The sequence below is a fragment of the Pseudomonas sp. LBUM1679 genome, from assembly GCF_059695565.1.
In genome coordinates this window covers 6623960-6638725 of the sequence record NZ_CP166774.1, presented here as the reverse complement: position 1 = coordinate 6638725, position 14766 = coordinate 6623960, and the positions used below count along the sequence as shown (strand labels likewise).

The following is a 14766-nucleotide window of genomic DNA, read 5'->3' as shown; positions in this document are numbered from 1 at the left end:
CCGCCCAGTGTTTTGCCGTAGGAGTATTCAGCGCGGACAGTAGGCCTTGTTGACCATGCCGGCAATTGTCCGGGTCAGCCAGCGTGAACCAAGGCGCGGCAGAAAGGCGCGCCAGCGGTTGCGTCGGCCGGGAATGATGATGGCGCGATTTTTCTCCAGGGCGCGCACCGTGTAGAGCGCGACTTCCTCGGGGCTCATCAGCAGTTTGCTGTCGACCAGTTTGCCGGTGTCCAGTTGCGCGGTGCGGAAAAATGCTGTGCGAGTCGGGCCAGGGCAGAGCACCGAAACCTTGACCGCACATTTCTTCAACTCGACGCGCAACCCTTCGGAAAAATGCAACACATAGGCTTTGCTGGCGTAATAAGTGCTCATCCACGGGCCCGGATGGAATGCTGCGACCGAGGCGACGTTCAGGATCTGCCCGCCACCCTGCAAGGCCATGCTGTTGCCGACCGCATGACACAGGCGGGTGAGGGCGAGGATGTTCACCTCGATCAGATCCTGCTCGGTCATCCAGTCCTGGGCCAGGAAAGGACCGCAGGTACCCATGCCGGCGCAGTTGACCAACAGATCGATCTGGCGATCACCTTCCTCCAGTTCCAGCAGAAACCCGGACAGACGCAACGGTTCGCCCAGGTCACAGGCCCGGAATAACACTTCCACGCCAAAACGTTGAGTCAGTTCAATTGCAATGCTTTCCAGCTGATCACGCTGTCGGGCCACCAGAATCAGGCTGCGGCCGCGCCGGGCCAGCGCTTCGGCCATCGCCAGGCCGATGCCGCTGGAAGCGCCAGTGATCAGAGCGTAACGGGTCATGCAGTTCTCCATCGCAACAGCTCCGCGCCGGCGACGCAGGTGTCACGGGCGGGAAGCGCTGTTCATTCTTTCGCAGAGTCTACAGGGGGCCGGGCTTCTTCGGCTGCATCGTCAGCTGAATTTGGCGCAGGCTCTGCTTCCACAGCGGTTTGATCTTCGATCTCCTCGGTGGTGACCGAGTCACTTTCGTAGCGGCGCTCGGTGGCACTTTCGTATTCGCTATGGATCGCAGTGAGCCCGCCGGTCAGCCCGCCGATCAACAGGATCGCGACAAACACCAGCCATAGCGCAGACAGGACCTTGACCGCTGGGCTGTTGGGCGGTGGCGGTGCACCGTATCGATTGGCGGTGTGGTTGCCCGGCATAATCATCATCACGAACGGAAAGAAGCTGCCCACGAACGGCACGAGCGTCAGCAGCCAGAGCCAGCCGGACCAGCCGATATCATGCAGGCGCTGGACGCTGAACTGGATGCTGACGAACCCGAGTACCACGATGAGAATAAAGGCCAACAACCCCCCGAGAATCAGGCCGGCGCTGGAGTCCGTACTGATAAGGGCGAGGCCGAAAAACCCCAGCACGGTGCTGATGCCAAGCGTCACCAGCATCAGGACCATCGTCCAGGCCAGATAGCGCAAGCGGCCGATACGGCCTTCGAAACTGAATGCCTTGAGCGGGGCGAACTCCGGCAGCGTTTCGCCGACAGCCGCGCGCGGCGGTGCGTAGGGTGATTCCGGATCTGGCGATGGAGGTGGGTCGGCAGGCGTGTGTTCGTGCACCTCTGACAGGTTCAGTTCGACCTGGGGTTCACTTTCGATCCGGGCAGCGATGCCGGTTTTCGTCAGCGCCTGCAGATAAGTCTGGGCATCGGCCTGTGACAGGTCGCGTTTGAGTGCAACCGGCCGGCCACTGAACAGCCGCTCGATGGCCGCGACATCGGATTTGAATAGCTCGGCGAGATTGAGTTTGGCAGTGGTGGCCTCGACACCAGGCAGCAGAGCGCCGTCGAATACGATCTTGTAACGGTTTTCGCTCATGGCGAGGCATCCTTGTCGCGAAAAAATTTGAATGGAGTGCTACGCGGCCGGCGTTTAAGGCCAGCCGGGAGCGACTGGCCGAGTTGTCCTGTCAGCGCGGCCAGCGTTCACGCAGCTGTGCCGCCTGTTCCAGGGCCTGGCGGTATTCATCGTCCAGACGTGCAACCAATTGATCGACACTCGGCAGGTCATCGATTTCGCCGACGCCCTGGCCCGCGGACCATACGGTTTTCCAGGCTTTGGCTTCATCGCTCAACGGCTTGAGCTTGGAGCCGAAGTTGACCTCACCCTTGCCTTGCAATGCCGCCATGTCGAAACCGGCGGCCTCCAGGCTTTGGCGCATGAAGCTCGCCGGTACGCCTGACACTGCTGGAGTATGGACGATGTCCGCGGCTCTGGACGTCAGCAACATCTGCTTGTAGGCGTCAGGGGCATGGCTTTCGGTAGTGCCGATGAATCGCGTACCGAAGTAGGCCAGGTCCGCGCCGAGCAATTGCGCGGCAAGAATCTCGTGGCCGTGGTTCAGGCAACCGGCCAGCAGCAAGGTCTTGTCAAAGAACTGGCGGATCTCGGCAATCAGCGAAAACGGGCTCCAGGTGCCGGCGTGTCCACCGGCACCCGCCGCCACGGCGATCAAGCCGTCGACCCCGGCCTCGGCCGCTTTCTCGGCATGACGACGGGTCGTCACGTCGTGGAACACCAGGCCGCCATAGCCGTGGACGGCTTCGACCAGTTCCTTCACGGCACCAAGGCTTGTAATCACGATCGGCACTTTGTGCTCGATGCAGATATCCAGGTCCGCTTGCAGGCGCGGGTTACTGTTGTGGACGATCAGGTTCACCGCGTAAGGCGCAGGGTTGTCCAGTGTCGCCAGCCCTGTTTCGATTTCTTCCAGCCAGGCCTTGAAGCCACTGCTCTCACGTTGATTCAGCGCGGGAAAGCTGCCCACCACACCATTTCGGCAGCAAGCGAGCACCAGTTGCGGGTTGGAAATCAGGAACATCGGCGCTGCCACCACGGGCAGGCGCAAACGTTGTTCGAGCAAAGCGGGCAGCGACATTGGAAATACCCCGGTAAGTTGTGCTTGAAATCAGAACGGCCGAACGACGACCAGAATTACGATAGCCAGCAATATCAGAACCGGCACTTCGTTGAACCAGCGATAAAAGACATGGCTGCGGGTGTTTTCGCCACGGGCAAAACGTTTCACCTGGGCGCCGCACATGTGGTGGTAGCCGATCAGGATCACCACCAGCGTCAACTTCGCGTGAATCCAGGCGCCCTGACTGAATATGCCGGGGTTCAAGGCGATCAGCGCGATGCCGAAAATCAGCGTGGCGATCATCGCCGGTCCCATGATGCCGCGGTACAGCTTGCGCTCCATGATACTGAAGCGTTCCTTGCTGATGCTGTCCTCGCTTTGCGCGTGGTAGACGAACAGGCGCGGCAGGTAGAACAAGCCGGCAAACCAGCAGACCATGCTGACGATGTGCAAAGCTTTGAGCCATAGATAGAGCATTTTTCAGTTATTCCCAGGTTCACGGTAAGCGTGATAGTAGAGGCTTGAGGCTCCGCACGTCACCTTGGCGGTTGTCGCAGGACGATACGGGCCCTATGATCGACGGCTTTCCAGTGAGTTCGTTGAGGGCAGGTTTATGGTCAAGGTCGGTATCGTCGGCGGCACGGGTTACACCGGTGTCGAACTGCTGCGTCTGTTGGCGCAGCATCCGCAAGCTGAAGTGGCAGTGATCACTTCCCGATCCGAGGCCGGTCTGGCCGTGGCTGATATGTACCCGAACCTGCGCGGCCATTACGATGGCCTGGCGTTCAGCGTTCCGGACATCAAGACCCTGGGCGCTTGCGACGTGGTGTTTTTCGCAACGCCTCACGGTGTTGCCCATGCCTTGGCGGGTGACTTGCTCGCGGCCGGGACCAAGGTCATCGACCTGTCGGCCGACTTCCGTCTGCAAGACGCGGATGAATGGGCCAAGTGGTACGGTCAGCCGCACGGTGCGCCGCAATTGCTGGAGGAGGCGGTCTATGGCTTGCCGGAAGTCAATCGTGAGCAGATCAAACAGGCTCGCCTGATTGCCGTACCCGGTTGCTACCCGACGGCCACGCAATTGGGTTTCCTGCCGTTGCTCGAAGCCGGTCTGGCCGATACCACTCGCTTGATCGCAGACTGCAAATCCGGTGTCAGCGGTGCTGGCCGTGGCGCCTCCGTAGGTTCGCTGTATGCCGAGACCTCGGAAAGCATGAAGGCCTACGCGGTCAAAGGGCACCGTCACTTGCCGGAAATCCGCCAGGGTCTGCGGTGTGCAGCGGGCAAGGACGTCGGTCTGACTTTCGTGCCGCACCTGACGCCAATGATTCGTGGCATTCACTCCACGCTCTACGCCAACGTCGTGGATCGCTCGGTGGATTTGCAGGCGCTGTTTGAAAAGCGTTATGCCAACGAACCGTTCGTCGATGTCATGCCTGCGGGCAGTCATCCGGAAACCCGCAGCGTGCGCGGTGCCAACGTGTGCCGGATCGCCGTGCATCGGCCGCAGGACGGTGATCTGGTGGTGGTGTTGTCGGTGATCGATAATCTGGTCAAAGGCGCGTCGGGTCAGGCTGTGCAGAACCTGAACATTCTGTTCGGACTGGATGAACGCCTGGGTCTGTCCCACGCCGGCATGCTGCCGTAAGTCTGTTGCGCTCGACAAAAAGGCCCGTCTGACGGGCCTTTTTGCATTCCGGACGAGCGATGGGTTCGATTGATATACCGTAACAATAGTTGACCGATTTTCTAGGAGAAGCGGATAATGCACGCCATCACGCAATATGGCGGCGTAACGCCGGGAGATAGTCAGCATGAGCGTCGAATCCTTCACCCCCACGGCTTTGCAATTCACCCACGGTGCCGCGCACAAGGTGAAGAGCCTGGTCGATGAAGAGGGGAATGATCGCTTGAAGCTGCGCGTATTCGTTACGGGCGGCGGTTGTTCAGGTTTTCAGTACGGCTTCACCTTCGATGAAGAAGTGGCCGATGACGACACCATCGTCGAGCGCGAGGGTGTGAGTCTGGTCGTCGATCCGATGAGCTTCCAGTACCTGGCAGGTGCCGAGGTGGATTATCAGGAAGGTCTGGAAGGTTCGCGTTTCGTCATCAAGAATCCGAACGCTTCCACCACGTGTGGCTGCGGCTCTTCGTTCTCGATCTGATCGCGCAGAGCTTCACCAGGCGCCGCATGGCCTTAGGGCCCTGCGGCGTTTTGCTGTCTGGAATTCGGATTCAGGCGGGGTAGATGGCGCCCAATACGCGCAGGCCTCGGGCGCCGGTGACGCTGGGGCGATTGGCTGCAATGCCTTCCAGGCAGCAGTGGGCTAGCCAGGCAAAGGCCATGGCTTCAACCCAATCCGGGTCGACACCGCAAGCCGCGGTGCTGCTGACTTTTGCCTTGGGCAGCAGGCTGGCCAGACGGTCCATCAACGTGGCGTTGTGCGCACCGCCGCCGCAAACCAGTAATTGCCGGGTATCCGATTGAGCACTTTGCAATGACTCGACGATGGTCAGTGCCGTCAGCTCAAGCAATGTTGCCTGCACGTCTTCGGCGGCGAAAGTGGGCAACGGTGACAGGTGCCGGGTCAGCCACGGCAGGTTAAACACCTCGCGACCGGTGCTTTTCGGTCCCTGGGTCACAAAAAACGGATCGCTGAGTAATGCCTTCAGCAGAACAGGTTCGACCTTGCCGCTGGCAGCCCATTGGCCGTCACGGTCAAAGTGGTCGCCGCGTTGCTGGTGAATCCAGGCATCCAACAGCACATTACCAGGACCACAGTCGAAACCGGCTACAGGTTTGCCAGGTTCGATCAGGCTGAGATTGCTGAAGCCGCCGATGTTCAACACCGCGCGGTTACCGGCCTGTTCTTCAAACAACGCTTCGTGAAAGGCCGGAACCAAGGGTGCGCCTTGCCCGCCCGCCGCGACGTCGCGGCTGCGGAAGTCGCTGACGACGGTGATGCCGGTCAGCTCGGTCAGTAGGGCAGGGTTGCCGATCTGCACCGTAAATCCGCGCGACGGTTCATGGCGAATGGTCTGGCCGTGGCTGCCAATCGCACGAATGTCTGCAGGTTTCAGGAGTTGTTGATCAAGAAGGGCGCCAATACCCTGCGCGGCCAGCTTCACCCAGTTCTGCTGGGCGATGGCGGAGCGGGCGATCTCGTCCGGGCCACTGGCGCACAGGCCAAGCAGCTCGGTGCGCAGGGAGTCAGGCATCGGGATGTAGTGCGTGGCGATCAACCGGATCGCCGAGGTTTGCTCGATCAGTGCAATGTCCAGTCCATCAAGGCTGGTCCCGGACATCACACCTATATAGAGCGTCATGGCTTAGCGCTTCGAAGCCAGCATGGTGGCTTTCTCTTGGTCCATGCGCGCCATCAAGGGCTGACTCTGCGCGAGGAAGCGTGCGCGTTCGGCCTTGGAGATCGGATCGGCCATCGCCACCTTCTGGCCCAGCGGGTCGACGTGCACGCCATTGACCTGGAACTCATAGTGCAAGTGCGGGCCGGTGGAAAGCCCGGTGGTGCCGATATAACCAATCACCTGGCCCTGCTTGACGCTGCCGCCGGTTTTGACGCCCTTGGCGAAACCTTGCATGTGGCCGTAAAGCGTGCGGTAGGTATTGCCGTGCTGGATGATCACGGTATTGCCGTAGCCGCCGCGGCGACCGGCCAACAGTACTTTGCCATCGCCGGCAGCCTTGATCGGCGTGCCACGTGGTGCCGCGTAGTCGACACCTTTATGCGCGCGGATCTTGTTCAGGATCGGGTGCTTGCGGCCCATGGAGAATTTCGAGCTGATGCGCGCGAAATCCACCGGGGTACGGATGAACGCCTTGCGCATGCTGTTGCCATCAGCGGTGTAGTAGCTGCTGTTGCCTTGTTTGTTGGTGTAACGCACGGCGGTGTAGGTCTTGCCGCGGTTGATGAAGCGCGCGGAAAGGATCGGGCCGTTGCCGACAGCTTTTCCATTGACGACTTTCTGCTCGTAGATCACGTCGAACTGGTCACCCGGGCGAATGTCCTGGGCGAAGTCGACGTCATAACCAAACACGCTGGCCATGTCCATGGTCAGGCTGTGGGACAGGCCTGCGCGAGCGGCAGATTGCGACAGCGAACTGTTGATCACACCGTGAACGTAGGCAGAGCGCACGGTCGGTTTGGCGGTAATGCGGTTGAAGGCATAACCCTTGTCGTTCCTGGTCAGGCTGATGGTTTCAAGATCGCTGACCTTGCTGTGCAGATTGATCAGTTGGCCTTGCGGGTTGAGTTCGAACTCGAGCTTCTGGCCGCGCTTGAGCTGGCTGAACAGTTTGGCTTGTTTGCCACTGGCCAGCACTTCATGCACCGAAGCGGCGGGGAGGCCGACTTTCTCGAACAGAGTGGAGAGGGTGTCACCCTTGGCGACGACCACTTCCCTGTGGCTGGGAGCCTTCTTCTCTTCGATGGCGGGCGCAGGTGCTGCTGCCGGCGCGGGTGCAGGTTCCGACGCGGCCTGAGCGGTTTGCGCGGTCTCTTCGGCGCTGTTTTCGATCTGCGCGAAAGGGGACTCTTGCGGCTCGTTTGTGGCCTGGACGGCTTCAGCAGCGTCTTGATCTTGTGTCAGTTGTTCAGCAGGGCTTTCCAGTTCAAGACTCAGGGTCGTTCTTTTGGCTTCAACATCACTGGAAGGAAATACCAGAAGCGCCAGGCTCAGGAGAGCGGCGATGCCACTCGCTGCGAGCAGGTGGGTCTTCGGGTAAAGCGGCGGCGCTTTAGACGGTTCTTTGGTCATAGGTAATGTTTGACTTTGAAAAAGATGAATTGGAAAAGATGAATGACATGATGAAGATGAAATAACTGTATAAAATATAACCAAATCATCTCTGAAGCAAGTCCGCGGACGCTCTGTCGGTGGATTGGCGTCCGTGCGCCGGGCAAAACTTTGTATTTGCCGCGCGATCTTGTATGGTTGGTCCCCTTTGAATTCGAGCCTTGCGGGTCTGTTATGAAGTCGGTTGAAGAGCAGCTAGCGCTGATCAAACGTGGTGCGGAAGAACTGTTGGTCGAGTCCGAGCTGATCGAAAAGCTCAAGCGTGGCCAGCCGCTGCGTATCAAGGCGGGCTTCGATCCGACCGCGCCGGATTTGCACCTGGGCCACACCGTGCTTATTAATAAGCTGCGCCAGTTCCAGGACCTGGGTCACCAGGTGATCTTCCTGATAGGTGACTTCACCGGGATGATCGGTGATCCGAGCGGCAAGAGCGCAACGCGTCCTCCGCTCACCCGCGAGCAGGTTCTCGAAAATGCCGAGACCTACAAGACGCAGGTGTTCAAGATCCTTGATCCGGCCAGGACCGAGGTGGCGTTCAACTCCACCTGGATGGATCAGATGGGGCCGGCTGACTTCATTCGCCTGACTTCGCAGTACACCGTTGCGCGCATGCTCGAGCGCGACGACTTCGACAAGCGCTATACGACCAATCAACCGATTGCCATTCATGAGTTCCTCTATCCGCTGGTGCAGGGGTACGACTCTGTCGCGTTGCGCGCGGACGTCGAGCTTGGCGGAACCGACCAGAAGTTCAACCTGCTGATGGGGCGTGAGCTGCAACGTGGTTATGGCCAGGAGCCTCAGTGTATTCTGACCATGCCGTTGCTCGAGGGCCTGGATGGCGTAAAGAAGATGTCCAAGTCCTTGGGCAACTACGTCGGTATTCAGGAAGCGCCGGGCGTCATGTACAGCAAGCTGGTCTCCATTCCTGATGTGCTGATGTGGCGTTACTTCGAATTGCTCAGCTTCCGCTCCATGGATGAGATCGACGCATTCCGCGCGGATGTCGAGGCGGGTGCCAATCCACGAGACATCAAGATCAAGCTGGCTGAAGAAATTGTTGCGCGTTTCCATGGCGAGGAGGCTGCGGCCACTGCTCATCGTGGGGCGGGCAACCGTATGAAGGAAGGCGAGCTGCCGGATGATCTGCCGGAGATCGAATTGACGGCGACCGAAGATATGCCGATCGCTGCCGTCCTTAATAAGGCGGGCCTGGTGAAGAACTCTGCCGTGGCGCGTGATCTACTCGGTTCTGGTGGTGTGCGTATAGATGGCGAGGTGGTTGATCGCACCTTTATATATGCACTGGGTGCGACGCATGTTTGCCAGGCCGGAAAGAAGGCATTTGCGCGTATTACGCTTAAATCCGAATAAAGCTGAAATCAGGGGTTGACGGCAGATTCTGGAAGTCTATAATTCGCCCCACTTCCGGCGCAGTCGAAACGGAAAACTCCTTGGTAAACAAAGAGTTGCGCAGTTTTCGGCAGCGAGTTGCTTCAGTTCATCGAGGCCCAGAAGGAGTTGGTCAGGCAGTGTGTTGTCGCCTTATCAACGGTTCGATCTTCTCGGTCGAAAGCGGAGAAAAAGAGGTGTTGACAGCAGCGAGTAACGCTGTAGAATTCGCCTCCCGCTGACGAGAGATCGGAAGCGCAAGTGGTTGAAGTTGCAAAGGAAACTTTGAAAACTTCTGAAAATAACCGCTTGACAGCAGCAGAGGAAAGCGTAGAATGCGCGCCTCGGTTGAGACGAAAGTTCTTAACCAACCGCTCTTTAACAACTGAATCAAGCAATTCGTGTGGGTGCTTGTGGAGTCAGACTGATAGTCAACAAGATTATCAGCATCACAAGTTACTCCGCGAGAAATCAAAGATGTAACCAACGATTGCTGAGCCAAGTTTAGGGTTTCTTAAAAACCCAAAGATGTTTGAACTGAAGAGTTTGATCATGGCTCAGATTGAACGCTGGCGGCAGGCCTAACACATGCAAGTCGAGCGGTAGAGAGAAGCTTGCTTCTCTTGAGAGCGGCGGACGGGTGAGTAATGCCTAGGAATCTGCCTGGTAGTGGGGGATAACGCTCGGAAACGGACGCTAATACCGCATACGTCCTACGGGAGAAAGCAGGGGACCTTCGGGCCTTGCGCTATCAGATGAGCCTAGGTCGGATTAGCTAGTTGGTGAGGTAATGGCTCACCAAGGCGACGATCCGTAACTGGTCTGAGAGGATGATCAGTCACACTGGAACTGAGACACGGTCCAGACTCCTACGGGAGGCAGCAGTGGGGAATATTGGACAATGGGCGAAAGCCTGATCCAGCCATGCCGCGTGTGTGAAGAAGGTCTTCGGATTGTAAAGCACTTTAAGTTGGGAGGAAGGGCAGTTACCTAATACGTTGCTGTCTTGACGTTACCGACAGAATAAGCACCGGCTAACTCTGTGCCAGCAGCCGCGGTAATACAGAGGGTGCAAGCGTTAATCGGAATTACTGGGCGTAAAGCGCGCGTAGGTGGTTTGTTAAGTTGGATGTGAAATCCCCGGGCTCAACCTGGGAACTGCATTCAAAACTGACAAGCTAGAGTATGGTAGAGGGTGGTGGAATTTCCTGTGTAGCGGTGAAATGCGTAGATATAGGAAGGAACACCAGTGGCGAAGGCGACCACCTGGACTGATACTGACACTGAGGTGCGAAAGCGTGGGGAGCAAACAGGATTAGATACCCTGGTAGTCCACGCCGTAAACGATGTCAACTAGCCGTTGGGAGCCTTGAGCTCTTAGTGGCGCAGCTAACGCATTAAGTTGACCGCCTGGGGAGTACGGCCGCAAGGTTAAAACTCAAATGAATTGACGGGGGCCCGCACAAGCGGTGGAGCATGTGGTTTAATTCGAAGCAACGCGAAGAACCTTACCAGGCCTTGACATCCAATGAACTTTCCAGAGATGGATTGGTGCCTTCGGGAACATTGAGACAGGTGCTGCATGGCTGTCGTCAGCTCGTGTCGTGAGATGTTGGGTTAAGTCCCGTAACGAGCGCAACCCTTGTCCTTAGTTACCAGCACGTAATGGTGGGCACTCTAAGGAGACTGCCGGTGACAAACCGGAGGAAGGTGGGGATGACGTCAAGTCATCATGGCCCTTACGGCCTGGGCTACACACGTGCTACAATGGTCGGTACAGAGGGTTGCCAAGCCGCGAGGTGGAGCTAATCCCAGAAAACCGATCGTAGTCCGGATCGCAGTCTGCAACTCGACTGCGTGAAGTCGGAATCGCTAGTAATCGCGAATCAGAATGTCGCGGTGAATACGTTCCCGGGCCTTGTACACACCGCCCGTCACACCATGGGAGTGGGTTGCACCAGAAGTAGCTAGTCTAACCTTCGGGAGGACGGTTACCACGGTGTGATTCATGACTGGGGTGAAGTCGTAACAAGGTAGCCGTAGGGGAACCTGCGGCTGGATCACCTCCTTAATCGACGACATCAGCTGCTCCATAAGTTCCCACACGAATTGCTTGATTCATTGAAGAAGACGATTTAGAAGCAGCCCGTAATCAGGTTGTAGCTTAGTTGGTTAGAGCGCACCCCATGCTTTGTGGTAAAGAGCAGGGTGAGGTCGGCCTGAGTAGCTCGAAATTGGGTCTGTAGCTCAGTTGGTTAGAGCGCACCCCTGATAAGGGTGAGGTCGGCAGTTCGAATCTGCCCAGACCCACCAATTTTGCCTGTGTGGGAAACGCCTGTAGCAATACGGGGCCATAGCTCAGCTGGGAGAGCGCCTGCCTTGCACGCAGGAGGTCAACGGTTCGATCCCGTTTGGCTCCACCATTTACTGCTTCTGACGTTAGAGTTTAGAAATGAGTATTCCATTGTGAATATTGATTTCTAGTCTTTGATTAGATCGTTCTTTAAAAATTTGGGTATGTGATAGAAAGATAGACTGGACAACACTTTCACTGGTGTTGGATCAGGCTAAGGTAAAATTTGTGAGTTGCTCTTAATTGAGTATTATCGAATTTTCGGCGAATGTCGTCTTCACAGTATAACCAGATTGCTTGGGGTTATATGGTCAAGTGAAGAAGCGCATACGGTGGATGCCTTGGCAGTCAGAGGCGATGAAAGACGTGGTAGCCTGCGAAAAGCTTCGGGGAGTCGGCAAACAGACTTTGATCCGGAGATGTCTGAATGGGGGAACCCACCTAACATAAGTTAGGTATCTTAAGCTGAATACATAGGCTTAAGAAGCGAACCAGGGGAACTGAAACATCTAAGTACCCTGAGGAAAAGAAATCAACCGAGATTCCCTTAGTAGTGGCGAGCGAACGGGGACTAGCCCTTAAGTGGCTTTGAGATTAGCGGAACGTTCTGGAAAGTACGGCCATAGTGGGTGATAGCCCTGTACGCGAAAATCTCTTAGTCATGAAATCGAGTAGGACGGAGCACGAGAAACTTTGTCTGAATATGGGGGGACCATCCTCCAAGGCTAAATACTACTGACTGACCGATAGTGAACTAGTACCGTGAGGGAAAGGCGAAAAGAACCCCGGAGAGGGGAGTGAAATAGATCCTGAAACCGTATGCGTACAAGCAGTGGGAGCCCACTTTGTTGGGTGACTGCGTACCTTTTGTATAATGGGTCAGCGACTTATTTTCAGTGGCGAGCTTAACCGAATAGGGGAGGCGTAGCGAAAGCGAGTCTTAATAGGGCGTCTAGTCGCTGGGAATAGACCCGAAACCGGGCGATCTATCCATGGGCAGGTTGAAGGTTGGGTAACACTAACTGGAGGACCGAACCGACTACCGTTGAAAAGTTAGCGGATGACCTGTGGATCGGAGTGAAAGGCTAATCAAGCTCGGAGATAGCTGGTTCTCCTCGAAAGCTATTTAGGTAGCGCCTCATGTATCACTGTAGGGGGTAGAGCACTGTTTCGGCTAGGGGGTCATCCCGACTTACCAAACCGATGCAAACTCCGAATACCTACAAGTGCCGAGCATGGGAGACACACGGCGGGTGCTAACGTCCGTCGTGAAAAGGGAAACAACCCAGACCGTCAGCTAAGGTCCCAAAGTTATGGTTAAGTGGGAAACGATGTGGGAAGGCTTAGACAGCTAGGAGGTTGGCTTAGAAGCAGCCACCCTTTAAAGAAAGCGTAATAGCTCACTAGTCGAGTCGGCCTGCGCGGAAGATGTAACGGGGCTCAAACCATACACCGAAGCTACGGGTATCACTTAGGTGATGCGGTAGAGGAGCGTTCTGTAAGCCTGTGAAGGTGAGTTGAGAAGCTTGCTGGAGGTATCAGAAGTGCGAATGCTGACATGAGTAACGACAATGGGTGTGAAAAACACCCACGCCGAAAGACCAAGGTTTCCTGCGCAACGTTAATCGACGCAGGGTTAGTCGGTCCCTAAGGCGAGGCTGAAAAGCGTAGTCGATGGAAAACAGGTTAATATTCCTGTACTTCTGGTTATTGCGATGGAGGGACGGAGAAGGCTAGGCCAGCTTGGCGTTGGTTGTCCAAGTTTAAGGTGGTAGGCTGGAATCTTAGGTAAATCCGGGATTCTAAGGCCGAGAGCTGATGACGAGTGTTCTTTTAGAACACGAAGTGGTTGATGCCATGCTTCCAAGAAAAGCTTCTAAGCTTCAGGTAACCAGGAACCGTACCCCAAACCGACACAGGTGGTTGGGTAGAGAATACCAAGGCGCTTGAGAGAACTCGGGTGAAGGAACTAGGCAAAATGGCACCGTAACTTCGGGAGAAGGTGCGCCGGTGAGGGTGAAGCATTTACTGCGTAAGCCCATGCCGGTCGAAGATACCAGGCCGCTGCGACTGTTTATTAAAAACACAGCACTCTGCAAACACGAAAGTGGACGTATAGGGTGTGACGCCTGCCCGGTGCCGGAAGGTTAATTGATGGGGTTAGCTAACGCGAAGCTCTTGATCGAAGCCCCGGTAAACGGCGGCCGTAACTATAACGGTCCTAAGGTAGCGAAATTCCTTGTCGGGTAAGTTCCGACCTGCACGAATGGCGTAACGATGGCGGCGCTGTCTCCACCCGAGACTCAGTGAAATTGAAATCGCTGTGAAGATGCAGTGTATCCGCGGCTAGACGGAAAGACCCCGTGAACCTTTACTATAGCTTTGCACTGGACTTTGAATTTGCTTGTGTAGGATAGGTGGGAGGCTTTGAAGCGTGGACGCCAGTTCGCGTGGAGCCAACCTTGAAATACCACCCTGGCAACTTTGAGGTTCTAACTCAGGTCCGTTATCCGGATCGAGGACAGTGTATGGTGGGTAGTTTGACTGGGGCGGTCTCCTCCTAAAGAGTAACGGAGGAGTACGAAGGTGCGCTCAGACCGGTCGGAAATCGGTCGTAGAGTATAAAGGCAAAAGCGCGCTTGACTGCGAGACAGACACGTCGAGCAGGTACGAAAGTAGGTCTTAGTGATCCGGTGGTTCTGTATGGAAGGGCCATCGCTCAACGGATAAAAGGTACTCCGGGGATAACAGGCTGATACCGCCCAAGAGTTCATATCGACGGCGGTGTTTGGCACCTCGATGTCGGCTCATCACATCCTGGGGCTGAAGCCGGTCCCAAGGGTATGGCTGTTCGCCATTTAAAGTGGTACGCGAGCTGGGTTTAGAACGTCGTGAGACAGTTCGGTCCCTATCTGCCGTGGACGTTTGAGATTTGAGAGGGGCTGCTCCTAGTACGAGAGGACCGGAGTGGACGAACCTCTGGTGTTCCGGTTGTCACGCCAGTGGCATTGCCGGGTAGCTATGTTCGGAATAGATAACCGCTGAAAGCATCTAAGCGGGAAACTAGCCTCAAGATGAGATCTCACTGGGACCTTGAGTCCCCTGAAGGGCCGTCGAAGACTACGACGTTGATAGGTTGGGTGTGTAAGCGCTGTGAGGCGTTGAGCTAACCAATACTAATTGCCCGTGAGGCTTGACCATATAACACCCAAGCAATTTGTGAGCCTGAAAAGGCACCAGATTGCGGTGTGTGAAGACGAAACGAACCGAAAGTTCGATCTCGCAAAACACCGAAAACTATCACATACCCA

Annotated in this window: 9 protein-coding genes, 2 tRNA genes and 2 rRNA genes; 7 read left to right on the top strand and 6 right to left on the bottom strand. The window is 56.3% G+C overall.

Going from position 1 to position 14766, the window contains the following annotated elements:
• Positions 1–27 precede the first annotated feature (27 nt).
• From ACA062_RS30420 to hemJ, 4 genes are all read right to left on the bottom strand, one after another.
• A complete protein-coding gene (locus ACA062_RS30420) occupies positions 28–816 on the bottom strand; it encodes an SDR family NAD(P)-dependent oxidoreductase (protein ID WP_138969247.1) in 789 nt (262 codons plus the stop codon).
• A 62-nt stretch (positions 817–878) separates the two neighbouring features.
• Positions 879–1853 carry a DUF805 domain-containing protein gene (locus tag ACA062_RS30415; RefSeq protein WP_497454276.1) on the bottom strand — a complete coding sequence of 325 codons (975 nt, stop codon included), beginning with the start codon at positions 1851–1853 and terminating at the stop codon, positions 879–881.
• A 91-nt stretch (positions 1854–1944) separates the two neighbouring features.
• Positions 1945–2913, bottom strand: coding sequence for an NAD(P)H-dependent flavin oxidoreductase (locus ACA062_RS30410; RefSeq protein WP_497454275.1), 969 nt, complete (start codon positions 2911–2913; stop codon positions 1945–1947).
• 30 nt (positions 2914–2943) lie between these two features.
• Positions 2944–3372: a protoporphyrinogen oxidase HemJ gene (hemJ, locus tag ACA062_RS30405; RefSeq protein ID WP_497454274.1), complete on the bottom strand. Its 429-nt coding sequence runs from the start codon at positions 3370–3372 to the stop codon at positions 2944–2946.
• Positions 3373–3508: 136 nt separating this feature from the next.
• On the opposite strand from hemJ, the gene argC reads away from it, so the two are divergent.
• Together argC and erpA are read left to right on the top strand one after the other, a co-directional pair.
• A complete protein-coding gene (gene argC / locus ACA062_RS30400; RefSeq protein WP_497454273.1) occupies positions 3509–4543 on the top strand; it encodes an N-acetyl-gamma-glutamyl-phosphate reductase in 1035 nt (344 codons plus the stop codon).
• Between the two features lie 166 nt (positions 4544–4709).
• On the top strand, positions 4710–5060 hold the full coding sequence (gene erpA / locus ACA062_RS30395; protein ID WP_007947969.1) for an iron-sulfur cluster insertion protein ErpA: 351 nt from the start codon (positions 4710–4712) through the stop codon (positions 5058–5060).
• Positions 5061–5130: 70 nt separating this feature from the next.
• Here the strand turns inward: erpA and ACA062_RS30390 are convergent, their stop codons facing one another.
• Both ACA062_RS30390 and ACA062_RS30385 read right to left on the bottom strand, forming a co-directional pair.
• Complete coding sequence (locus ACA062_RS30390; protein WP_497454272.1) at positions 5131–6222, bottom strand: anhydro-N-acetylmuramic acid kinase; 1092 nt, start codon at positions 6220–6222, stop codon at positions 5131–5133.
• 3 nt (positions 6223–6225) lie between these two features.
• Positions 6226–7671, bottom strand: a complete 1446-nt coding sequence (locus ACA062_RS30385; RefSeq protein WP_497454271.1) for a peptidoglycan DD-metalloendopeptidase family protein — start codon at positions 7669–7671, stop codon at positions 6226–6228.
• 213 nt (positions 7672–7884) lie between these two features.
• Here ACA062_RS30385 and tyrS point away from each other — a divergent pair, with 213 nt between their 5' ends.
• The 5 genes from tyrS to ACA062_RS30360 all read left to right on the top strand — a co-directional run bounded on the left by tyrS (position 7885) and on the right by ACA062_RS30360 (position 14656).
• A complete protein-coding gene (tyrS, locus tag ACA062_RS30380) occupies positions 7885–9084 on the top strand; it encodes a tyrosine--tRNA ligase (RefSeq protein WP_497454270.1) in 1200 nt (399 codons plus the stop codon).
• Positions 9085–9636: 552 nt separating this feature from the next.
• A 16S ribosomal RNA gene (locus ACA062_RS30375) occupies positions 9637–11173 on the top strand.
• Positions 11174–11338: 165 nt separating this feature from the next.
• A tRNA-Ile gene (locus ACA062_RS30370) sits at positions 11339–11415 on the top strand.
• Between the two features lie 34 nt (positions 11416–11449).
• Positions 11450–11525, top strand: a tRNA-Ala gene (locus ACA062_RS30365).
• 239 nt (positions 11526–11764) lie between these two features.
• Positions 11765–14656, top strand: a 23S ribosomal RNA gene (locus tag ACA062_RS30360).
• Together the 16S and 23S rRNA genes with 2 tRNA genes alongside form the textbook arrangement of a ribosomal RNA operon.
• The last annotated feature ends 110 nt before the right edge of the window (positions 14657–14766 follow it).